Raw genomic sequence first — 11,429 nt, forward strand, 5'->3', positions numbered from 1 at the left:
CAATATCGGCTGTCCGATAAAATCCCTACTTTTGCTCATGAGCTTAATTTTGTTTTGTTGCTACTACAAAGATAAGCAGAAGAGCGGATTTTTTAATTTTTAAAAGTTCGCTCTGTTTTTTACCGGACAGTAGTGATTAAGAATATCAGAATACGATTTGCATTTGTCCCAATACCGTATTTGAATTCCGTTCGCCCCAACTGTTGGAATAGTCAGAATATGTATAATTCAGCTGGAAACGGCAAGGCCCGTAAAAGTGATAATTGATACCCAGAGTATAATCAATCACTTCATTGTTCGTGTTTTTATTCTGATTCAGATAATCCACCTTTGCAAAAGCATTCAACTTCTGGGGAATAAAATAGTAGAGCCCCATACCGTGCAGGCCTTCTTTGCTGATACCTCCATCATTCGCCTTTATCCACTCGGCACGCGCATATACTCTCTCCGAACGATAGTCAGAACTTACAATCCATCTGTTGCGCACATGGTTAGATTCTTCGGTGTCGTCAGAATTCATATATTCGGGTTTCAGATACTTGGCTTCGCCAAAATAGACACCCCCTCCGATACGGAATCCTTTTACAGGCTGTAGCGTCAGGTTGGCCGCAAAATCCTTCGAGTTATTGTTCTCACTGGTGTTAAGTCCTGTCCCCTGATAAAGACCTACCTTATATTCCAGGAGGTCATGCGTTTGTGTTTTGAACAGGTTGCCATAAGCCATAATACCTACATCGCGCCCTGTATTATTCTTCCCATTCTGCAAGCGCTGCACATCATCGGTCATACCTATCAGAGCCGATACGGAGCGGGTATTGAAAATGCCTTCAATATCTGTCAGGGACATCTGATTTTCTAGGGAAAGCGGGGTCTTCATCTGTCCCAACCTGAGATTGAACTCATTAGCCGGAGTCCATTCTCCCCAAAATTCATGAAGCCTCGGATTTATAACTTCTGTCAGAATAAAATATTTCAGGTTCGGGGTTATCTCGCCTCTCATTGACAGGAAAATAACTCTGCCCTCAAAATTATGTTTTACCGGAGCCAGATCATTGTATTTGTACATGAATAGCCCGTATCCGCCAAAACGCATATATGGTGTATTGAATGCTTCCCTTATCTTCCCGATAGTCTGAGGCAAAGAATTTTTATCTTCACTATGTATGCTATGTCCCTGTATCGAATCAGCTTCGCTTTGAGTCAGTACATTCTTCTCTACTAATTTCTTCAACAGTTCGCTATTAGAGTCCTGGGCATAAACCAGAGTACAGCTAACACATAGCGATAATACAAATAAAAACCTTTTCATTCTTCTTCTTTCAAATTATAATTAATGTTCAACCATTTTTCAGCATGCTTATATTTTAAGGAAGCAGCCTGTTTTATATATTCCAGTCCTTTACTTTTATCCTGTAATATTATCTTCCCATCCCAGTACATTATTCCCAGATTGTATAGGGCATGCGCATTTATGGACTCTGCTTCCGCTTTTGGATAGTGGAATTCCACACTACCATCAGTTCCTATAACCCAGTAATCACGCATGTTATTAGCGTGTTCACGCCCCAACTTGGTAACTCCCATATAATATACAATAACATGATTGCTGTCAAGCCACCTCATTGCGCCAATACTCTCACTAATTACGGAATATCCGCCCGGCGTAAATTGTACACGGTTTATAGGGTTGCCCTTCTTATCAGAAAAATCGACAAAAGTAGCATTTTTTTCATAATCATACTCAAAATAGACCTGTGCCTTATACTTTTTGTCTGGAGAAAGTATCGATTTTTTATAATATTCCCTGAATTGGTAATTCTTTTTCCTGATTTTGTTGTACGCGATTTCGAATGATGACAGCTCCCATCCCCTGTCTTTTACATGGGCTACTATTTTATTCTGGATAATATCCATCAGAAAAGCTGATTTTTCTCCGGATGAAGATAAACAGGTGTATGCATTCCAATCGAGAACGGCATAAACATCATCCAGAGAATACAGGCTTTGCTTAACCTGTTCTGTCAAAGCATCAACTACAAGAACTCTCAATTGGGAAACGCCATCGGTGCGAATTGGGGAGAAGTAGAACTCATACATCCGTGACAAATAGATGCAAAGCATGTTTGCATCCCATATTATCTCTTTAAAGTCGGGCAAGGTAGAATCAGGATAGAAAGGGCACGAAAAACTAAAGTATTTCATAATCTATATCTCTATTTTTTCTCCCAGGTATTTAGGCTCCTTACCCGTGACTATATCCACAAATACTTTTACACGTGCAAATAGTTCTCTTATTTTTGTTCTGTACGACGAACGGTTCAGGGACAGGTCTTTCGCGTTATATCCATAAGCTGTAAAGCCATAGTGGCGCGCTAAGAATACTGCCCGCTCGTTGTGGAATTCCTGTGAAACGATGATAAACGAATCCTGACCGAAAATTTCACTCATCCTCACTACCGAATCCAATGTGCGAAGCCCCGCATAATCGCAATGTATAATGTTGGCGGGAACTCCCGCTTCGATAAGCGCATTGCGCATGTCATCGGCTTCATTATAATCCTTGCGGCTGTTATCGCCGCTTACAACAAAGGCTTTTACCTTTCCCGCATCATATAATTCTTTGGCGGCTTGTATGCGATATGTAAAATATAAGTTCGGACGATCGCCTATATTCTTTGCCGCGCCCAAGACCAACGCCGCTTTTTGCACTGGTACACTATCCACACTATCATACACAAAACCTTTGGTATCGTGAGGAATCTTCCAGTTGGTAAAAAAGAGGGTGCAAACAACCAGTATCAATCCGATAAACAACACACCGAATATTCGTTTGAATATCTTCTTCGTTCGTGCCTTCATCAGATACGTTCCAGAACTTTCTTTATCAAATCTTCTATCGACCCCTTATAATTGGCATTCGACTCGCCTGCCAAACGGTTGGCAATAATCGTACACACCGTCATAGCCTTATGTCCCATCAGTCGCCCCATTCCGGCCAGAGGAGCGCTTTCCATCTCATAGTTGGTAATCATATCTTCGCCAAACTTGAATGTTTCTATTTTGCTGTTCAAATCGGGGTTAGCCAAAGGCATACGCACATAACGTCCCTGAGGCCCATAGAAACCTATAGCAGAAATAGTCACGCCTTTTATCATATCGTGCCCTATCTGCTCCACCAAAGCCTCATCCGCCTTTACTACATAAGGGGCGCAATGTTGCGGATTCCAGCCTACATGCTTCTTAAAGGCATCTTCAAAATCGAGTAAAGCGACACTATCCCTTCCTTCATAATAATTGAGCACACCATCGAAACCTATCGATTTAGCAGCAACAACATAAGACCCTATAGGACAATGCGGTTGTAATCCGCCCGATGTTCCTACACGAACCATAGTCAACTGCTTAAAGCTTTCCTTCACTTCCCTTGTCTTAAAATCGACATTCGCCAAAGCATCCAGCTCGGTAAGCACGATATCGATATTGTCGGGTCCTATACCGTGAGAAAGGGCTGTAATACGTTTCCCTTTATAAACTCCGGTAATAGTATGAAATTCGCGGCTTTGTATATCACATTCTATCGTATCGAAGAAAGAAGCGACAAGGCTTACCCTGTCCGGGTCTCCCATCATTATTATTTTGTCAGACAGTTGTTCCGGTTTGATATGCAAATGAAATACACTGCCATCTCCGTTTATTATCAGTTCCGAATCGGGTATTGTTCTCATAATCTTCTATTTTTTATGTTTATATGCAAATAACAAATCGTTTTATATGATTACTTAGAGTCTGTTTTAATTTCATATTTACTGATTATTCATCGTCCAAAAATCATTCATATTTTTTACTGATAATAAGTGCCGACTCTTTGTCCAACACATCCATGTATTCCTTTTTTGTTCTGAATCCGTATTTAAGCAATTCCCCCCTTGCCTCTATCGTCTTTACACTTTGTATCTTGGAATTATTTTTCAAAAACGGAATACCTCCCTGAGATGTCGCAGGTAATTGATCATAACATTTGCCTGTGGGATCTGTTGATAGATAAATACTTATATTATTGTTCAACTTATGTATATCGAAAGAGTCCGCATATTTATCCTGATACTTTGACGGGTAAGGGCGGTATAGAGTAAATAAAATCAGATCAGATACTTTTGTCTCTGTTTTACGGGCAACAACCTGGCTTTGATTATGTATATGCTTCACAGATGACAACAAAAAGACAATAGCCAGTCCTGTCAAAAGCCATTTGCCCATTTTGGAATTTACTACTTGTCGATTGATTTTATTACCCATCATGACTATAATAGTTGTATAAATGGTGGCCAGTATCATCCCGTTCGAAAAGCGAAAATCCGGAGCGGATATAGCCCAATATAGAATATAAAGGAAACAAATTAAATATATCAGATAGTATACATTTTTTACAGTTTTCTTCCTCAAATAAGAATACAAAACAATAAAGGGAGATATAGCTAATAATGAGACACAAACAACTATCAACAGGTAATTCAACAACCTCATCCTTTGGTCTACAATAAAATATTCGAAATAACGTAATTCCTTAAAAGGTTCGATTAACGCTTCTCTGGCATATCCATGTATTATCCACCTCTCTATTTTTGCCGTAGCTTCCGGCATCTTCCAGTCATACGAAAATAAATCGATCTCATGAAGAGGATAAACAAGATAGCCTGTCGCAATAATATTGCGAACAAACCACAATCCTACAATAAACAGAGAGCAAACAGTAACAAACAGCACAGCCCTTGTTTGCTTTTTTATCAAATAGTTATATAACAATGGAATACAAATAATACAAAGTGGAAAGGCCGACAGCTTAAACGTTACTAAAGATACAGGAAGTATAAAAACTAATAAAAAAGATTTTTTTAAGCTATCTGGATATATAATAAATCGGGCAATGAAATAAAATACACACAAGTTAGGAATAATATCTGTTGATGAAGTGGACAGATAAGACATATTCACAACAAAGAAGAGAATCAGCATTAACAGAAGTATAACATATTTGTACTGGAAATTATTTTTTATTATTTCTTTTAATATCCAACACAAAATAAAAACAAACAATATACTTTGTAATACATAAAGAGGGTCTTTAAATAGGAATCTAAAAGTAAAAACAGCAGATATAAGGAAATAATTAGAATTGAAACCAAATCGGTCTTCCAGATTGCCTAACCCCGGAACAATAGCAAAATCCTCATTCCATCTTATATTCTGGAAATGATAGTAGGCAGAATCAAAAATAGAAGCTTCCCATAATGTATAAAATAACACACTCAATACAAATAAACCCATTACAATAATCTGTGTAAGAGTAAAGTCGTTAAAATAACCCTTCGCCTTTTTTACAAAAAAATAGGTGCGGGGCTTATTAAAAAGCCAGTATAAGCTACTAATCATTATATAAAAAGCCAAAATATAATGGTTAGATGGAAGCCACAGGGATGACAGAGACAAAGGGATTGACATAAAACACATACCTAAAAGGACAGTATCTGTTATATTATATTTTTCATCCTGCTTACTTATTTTATTATACAGAAATATAAACATATCCCCAAAAGAAAACAAGACAAAAGATATTATTATCCAGACAATTATAACAGCAAACATATTACATTTAAATTAAAAGGCTTTTTCTTATTCGGTTTATTTATAAAAGTAACAAAGATAAGAAAAGTAACCCTTCCATACTTCTCTATTGTAATTTTTCTGTTTCCGGGTAAGTTCCTATATTAGATAATTCCATAAAGAAATAATCCGGATTATTGACATAATAATGTTGTCTATTCTGATGAATAACTTTATTTTTAGCGAGTAAATGTATATTTGCCCCCTAATCTCTCTAAAAAGATACGTTTATTGTAAAACCGAATATTTTCCCATTGTCTGACGCGCTAATCCACGGAGTATAAGCAAAATTAGTATCTGTAGCCCTTGATTTGCTCCTGTTCGGATTTCCTGCAAATATCCCGATTACCTCATTCACCGGATCTATCAGATAAGCCACTATATTCCCTAAAACCGGAGAGCCGAACAACCTGTAGTCATTTGCCACAATATGGCGCTTGAGTATATAAAAGCCTTCTCCCATAAGGGTTCCCGCAATAGGAGTTATAATCAGGTCCTGAAGGGAGGGAATCTCCATGAAAGCCTCGATGCCGTACTCCCAGAATATAGTAGATACACCCGTGGCATAAAGGGCGGAATAAAGTATATTAAAGCCCTGGCTTCTGGCACCCATGTAGTATGCTGCTCCTCCATAAGGATGGAGTACATAGTTGAATATAAAATTATCTTTGTCTACAACCGGACCTTTCTTTACATTTCTCCACCACCTTTTGAATGGAGGGGTATGTATTGTTTCCGATTTGTTCCATGCCGTAGCATTTTCGGGTAACGCGTACAGCACCCCTAAAGCCAGGAACCCTGCGCCATACAACACACCCGAGTTCAAAGCCAATCTCTTATAGTTAGGGTAATTAGCTGTCATGGAATAAGGTAAGTCATAAATATTTACCTTAGAGGGTATCAGCTTAAAATTTTCGTTGCGAATGTTATCGGTAAGAGCCTTATCTATTTTGAAAGATTGTGCCATCACTGGAGGGATAGTACGGAGGGTATCCGAACCTATCTTCCAATCTAACGAATCTAATCCGTACTGGGCACGAATATTCAATACATAGGCAAGAAGGAACAGCAAAATAAAAAGCCGCCTGTTTTTTTGTTTACCTGCAATATTATTCATCATATCAACTACTGCTAAAAGCTTTATTAATAAGTCATAGTAAAATTACTAAGGCTTTGCAAAGCAGTCTTTTTACTCTGAATATATTTGCATATTCACACTAAACATTTTTTGAATTTTAACCAAACAGACAAGGATACCTTAAAAAATATCAATGGAAGATTATTCAAGGGATAACTCTTTTGCAGGATTCCAGAATATCTTCTTCCAGTCGATAATCCTGTCATTAATAATGACAACACCTTCTGCTTCGAGCAATTTCTGCATTTCTCCCGAATTGCCGAACGCCTCTTTAGCTGATAGTATACCTTGGCTATTGACAACCCTGTGAGCCGGTATCCCCGAAACGGCAGAATCACATTTGCCCATAACTTTGCCTACCATCCGCGACATATTAGGATAGCCGATAGCCTTGGCTATTGCCCCATAGCTGGTCGCCCGCCCGTAAGGTATGCTCCTTACCACGTCATAGACCCACTGTGTAAAATCTTCCCTGTCAATATCTGCCATGTTGTATATGTTAAAGGCGAAGATAAAGATATAAACTCTAAATTTCAAAGCTATTCATTATATTTGTATTTTTAACAGGATGAATTTCCGCCTGAATTTAATCTAAAAACAATAACCCATGAACAAAGCGTTTAAATTATTACTATTCTTTTTGTGCGCGCACACAGCCGTTCTTTTTGCGAATGAACCCGAAAAACAGTTGAGGGATGACGGCGAATTATTCAAAGTGGCAATAGCCGGATATACTTTTGTCAACTTCAACCTGGACGAGACTCTGAAAATGATGCAGGAAGTGGATGTACATTACCTTTGCATCAAAGATTTCCATTTACCGCTAAACAGTACAGATGAAGAGATTGCCGCATTCCATGCCAAACTGGCAAGCTATAATGTAACAGGCTATGCGGTAGGTCCTATCTACATGAAGACAAAAGAAGAGGTAGACAAAGCTTTCGAATATGCCAAACGCGTAGGTGTGAAATTAATCGTTGGCGTACCTAACCATGATGTATTACCTTATGTAGACCAAAAAGTGAAAGAATATGACTTCAAATACGCAATCCATCTCCACGGACCGGATATAGACTTATACCCGCATGCAACTGATATCTACGAGCATGTAAAAGACCTTGACCCCCGCATTGGCATGTGCCTCGATATAGGTCACAATATGCGTGCCGGACACGACCCGGTTGCCGACCTGAAAAAGTATAGCGAAAGGGTTTTCGATATTCACATGAAGAATACTACTGCCGCCAGTAAAGAGGGGAAAACAGGTGAAATAGGGCGTGGCATCATAGATATTCCCGCCTTTGTAAGAATGCTCCGTGAAGTAAAATATACCGGCGCATGCAGTCTGGAGTACGAGCGGAATATGAAAGCCCCTCTGGCAGGTATAGCGGAATCAATCGGCTATTTCAGAGGAGTGATAGACGCAACGAAGTAAGAATAGTTCAAATTTTTCAGATAACAAGAACAGGCAGCAAGAAATTGTTGCCTATTTTTGTATCCTTAATTATACAGTTATGAAAATCGTACTTCTCGCTATCGGCCGAACCGATGCCAGCTACTTTATCGAAGCTATTGACGAATACCGGAAAAGGCTGGAACATTATATCCCTTTCGAAATACAGGTTATCCCGGATATAAAGAACACAAAGAACCTCACAATAGAGCAACAGAAAGAGAAAGAAGGCGAATTGATCCTGAAAAATATGCAACCAGGCGATTACCTTGTCTTGCTAGACGATAAAGGAAAGGAGTACACATCCATGCAATTCGCCTCCTATATCGAAAAGAAAACACATACAGTAAGTAAACGGCTGATATTTGCCATCGGAGGCCCTTACGGCTTCTCGCAGGCGGTATACCAGAAAGCCAATGAAAAGCTTACGCTTTCACGCATGACCTTTTCGCACCAGATGGTACGCCTTATTTTCGTAGAACAACTGTACAGGGCTATGACTATACTAAACAACGAACCTTACCATCACGAATAAGCATTATTCGAAACGTAACGATTTTGCCGGCGATATCCTTGCTATCAGGTAAGATGGCCCTACCATAGCCAGCACGGACAAAACCAATGTAGCGACATTCAGCAATACGATGTAAAGGATATTTATATCCACAGGCATTTCCGATACATAATACGTATTCGGGTCAAGCTTTATTAACCCAAAGTACCTCTGGACAAGAAGGATGGCCAAAGCTATAATATTGCCCCACAGCATCCCTCTCAAGATCAAAAATGACGACACATAAAGAAAAGTCTTCCGAATGCTGAAATTATGCGCGCCGAGCGTTTTCAGCATCCCTATCATATTCGTCCGCTCCAGTATGATGATAAGCAGTCCCGAAACCATCGTAAATATAGAAATGGCAAACATAAGGATGATGATTACCCATACGTTCATATCCAACAGGTCGAGCCAGCTGAATATCATCGGATTCAGCTCCTTGATAGAACGAGTAAGGAACGTATTGCCGTCAATATCACGATAAGTCATCATGTTCAGGTAAATATCCTGAGTTATCCGCTCCAGATTGTCATAATCATTTACCAGCAACTCAATGCCGCTTACCTGATCGGCCTCCCACTTGTTAAGCCGTTGTATAAGACGGATATCCGTTACTACAAACAGCTTATCATAGTCTTCGAAGTTGGTGCTGTAGATACCTGTTATATTGAATTTACGGGCGCTCCGCTCCTGAACGAAATATGAGATAAAGCTGTCCCCTGTTTTCAGGTTCAGCTTATCTGCTATGTTTTTTGATATTATGACCTGATTGGTAATTGTCGTATCATCGGGGTTGATAATAGCGCCATCGATCATATTTTTACTGAAGAAGTCCCAGTCGTAGTCTTCCCCTACACCTTTGAGTATAATCCCCTGAAAAGCGCTGTCTGTCTTTATAATGCCGGGCTTGGTAGCATATACCTGTGCATGGGCTACTCCGGGCTCATGAGCCAGTGTGTCCAGAAGTCCGGCGGTCACAGTCACAGGCAATGTTTCGTACGATGTGGAATTGTTCAGGTTTGTAATCTGTATATGCGAGCCGAATCCTACAACTTTGCCGCGCACTTCTTTCTTAAACCCGATAACAATAGAGAGCGCCAGAATCATAGCGGCAAGGCCTATTGCTACACCGGCAACAGCAATCTTAATGGCCGGCGAAGAAGCCCTTTTCTCCCCTTCTTCTTTGCCAAAATGTATACGTTTCGCTATGAATAGTTCTAAGTTCATCGTTATTGTTACTTTCTTATAATTTCAAAAAGGCGACAGTTCGTAAAGCGGTAATCCACTACTCATAACTTTTAACTAAAAAGTAACAAAGGTGACAAAAGTAACACCTTTTTTATTACTTTCTCATGTTACTTTTCCTTCTGAGCTTTACATCTCTACTCTATATTAGATAATTTTATCAAGAAAACATGACACACAGCACCCGCTCAATCGAATAAAAATCCCTGCTCGCTAGCCCTTTTACGACCCAGATGTTTATATGCCAACTCCGTAACCTCGCGCCCACGCGGAGTCCGTTTCATAAATCCTTCCTTGATAAGGAACGGCTCGTAAACTTCTTCTATGGTTCCGCCATCCTCGCCCAGCGCTGTGGCAATCGTAGAAATGCCTACAGGCCCGCCCTGAAATTTATCGATAAGGATCAACAGTATTTTATTGTCTATTTCATCCAGACCGTATTTATCTATATTTAGCGCTTCGAGGGCATAGGACGCAATATCCTTATCTATTTTGCCCGATCCTTTTACCTGTGCGAAATCACGTACGCGGCGCAATAACGCATTTGCAATACGTGGCGTTCCACGGCTACGGGAGGCTATTTCCACAGCAGAATCTTTCGATGCAGGTACATTCAATATATCTGCCGAACGGAGAATGATATGTGTAAGTGTATCCAGATCGTAATACTCCAGGTGCATATTGATACCAAAGCGGGCGCGCAAAGGGCTTGTCAGCAATCCGCTACGTGTAGTAGCCCCGATAAGGGTAAACGGATTCAACTCTATCTGCACCGAACGGGCGCTAGGGCCTTTATCTATCATTATATCGATGCGATAATCTTCCATCGCGCTATAAAGATACTCTTCCACAACGGGCGAAAGGCGATGTATTTCATCTATAAACAGGACATCATTCGGCTCCAGCGAAGTCAGTAAACCCGCCAGGTCGCCGGGCTTATCCAGTACAGGGCCTGATGTGATCTTGAATCCTACACCAAGCTCATTGGCTATAATATTGGACAATGTGGTCTTACCCAATCCCGGAGGCCCATGCAATAAGGTATGGTCTAAGGATTCGCCACGCATCTTAGCGGCCGTCACAAAAACCTGCAGATTTTCGACAACCTTACTTTGTCCGCGAAAACTCTGAAAGGTCAGAGGACGCAACGCGTTCTCAAACTCTTTCTCATTCTCGTTTATATTTCCCCTGTGTATATTAAATGTTCCTTCCATAATGTATGGACGCAAATTTACATAATTAATTTGTCAATAAGACTTGATTTGCATATATTCTATTCTTTGAAGTCATCTTGACTTTTTGATTTTCTTAATTTTCTTTAAAAATATAACAATAAAAGCTATATAATTGAAGGACTTCCAACTAGATACCGTCGT

The 11,429-nt window shown here is 39.8% G+C and carries 11 protein-coding genes; 2 read left to right on the plus strand and 9 right to left on the minus strand.

Annotated elements, in window-relative coordinates; translation table 11 throughout:
* Positions 1–145: 145 nt before the first annotated feature.
* The 7 genes from D0T84_RS19165 to D0T84_RS19195 form a co-directional block, all read right to left on the minus strand.
* Positions 146–1,309, minus strand: coding sequence for a porin (locus D0T84_RS19165; protein WP_163309467.1), 1,164 nt, complete (start codon positions 1,307–1,309; stop codon positions 146–148).
* Positions 1,306–2,202, minus strand: coding sequence for an SEL1-like repeat protein (locus tag D0T84_RS19170; RefSeq protein WP_163309468.1), 897 nt, complete (start codon positions 2,200–2,202; stop codon positions 1,306–1,308). Before D0T84_RS19170 ends, D0T84_RS19165 begins: the two co-directional genes overlap by 4 nt.
* Before the next feature lie 3 nt (positions 2,203–2,205).
* On the minus strand, positions 2,206–2,859 hold the full coding sequence (locus D0T84_RS19175; RefSeq protein ID WP_163309469.1) for a vancomycin high temperature exclusion protein: 654 nt from the start codon (positions 2,857–2,859) through the stop codon (positions 2,206–2,208).
* A complete protein-coding gene (locus D0T84_RS19180; protein ID WP_163309470.1) occupies positions 2,859–3,725 on the minus strand; it encodes a nucleoside phosphorylase in 867 nt (288 codons plus the stop codon). The genes D0T84_RS19175 and D0T84_RS19180 overlap by 1 nt, the downstream gene beginning before the upstream one ends.
* 103 nt (positions 3,726–3,828) lie before the next feature.
* On the minus strand, positions 3,829–4,788 hold the full coding sequence (locus D0T84_RS19185; RefSeq protein WP_163309471.1) for a hypothetical protein: 960 nt from the start codon (positions 4,786–4,788) through the stop codon (positions 3,829–3,831).
* 1,087 nt (positions 4,789–5,875) lie between these two features.
* The gene (locus tag D0T84_RS19190) at positions 5,876–6,781 is read right to left on the minus strand and encodes a DUF3943 domain-containing protein (RefSeq protein WP_163309472.1); all 906 of its coding nucleotides are present in this window, start codon (positions 6,779–6,781) and stop codon (positions 5,876–5,878) included.
* 159 nt (positions 6,782–6,940) lie between these two features.
* Positions 6,941–7,288, minus strand: coding sequence for an MGMT family protein (locus D0T84_RS19195; RefSeq protein WP_163309473.1), 348 nt, complete (start codon positions 7,286–7,288; stop codon positions 6,941–6,943).
* Positions 7,289–7,406: 118 nt separating this feature from the next.
* On the opposite strand from D0T84_RS19195, the gene D0T84_RS19200 reads away from it, so the two are divergent.
* Both D0T84_RS19200 and rlmH read left to right on the plus strand, forming a co-directional pair.
* Positions 7,407–8,234, plus strand: coding sequence for a sugar phosphate isomerase/epimerase (locus tag D0T84_RS19200; RefSeq protein ID WP_163309474.1), 828 nt, complete (start codon positions 7,407–7,409; stop codon positions 8,232–8,234).
* Positions 8,235–8,313: 79 nt separating this feature from the next.
* Positions 8,314–8,787 (plus strand): 23S rRNA (pseudouridine(1915)-N(3))-methyltransferase RlmH, encoded by a 474-nt coding sequence (gene rlmH, locus D0T84_RS19205; protein ID WP_163309475.1) that lies wholly within the window; start codon positions 8,314–8,316, stop codon positions 8,785–8,787.
* 3 nt (positions 8,788–8,790) lie between these two features.
* Here rlmH and D0T84_RS19210 read toward each other — a convergent pair whose 3' ends face one another.
* Positions 8,791–10,035, minus strand: a complete 1,245-nt coding sequence (locus D0T84_RS19210) for an ABC transporter permease (RefSeq protein WP_163309476.1) — start codon at positions 10,033–10,035, stop codon at positions 8,791–8,793.
* 206 nt (positions 10,036–10,241) lie between these two features.
* Entirely contained in the window at positions 10,242–11,267 is a 1,026-nt protein-coding gene (gene ruvB, locus D0T84_RS19215) for a Holliday junction branch migration DNA helicase RuvB (protein ID WP_163309477.1), read from the minus strand.
* Positions 11,268–11,429: the final 162 nt, after the last annotated feature.

This window comes from Dysgonomonas sp. 521 (assembly GCF_010501055.1).
Lineage (GTDB): Bacteria > Bacteroidota > Bacteroidia > Bacteroidales > Dysgonomonadaceae > Dysgonomonas.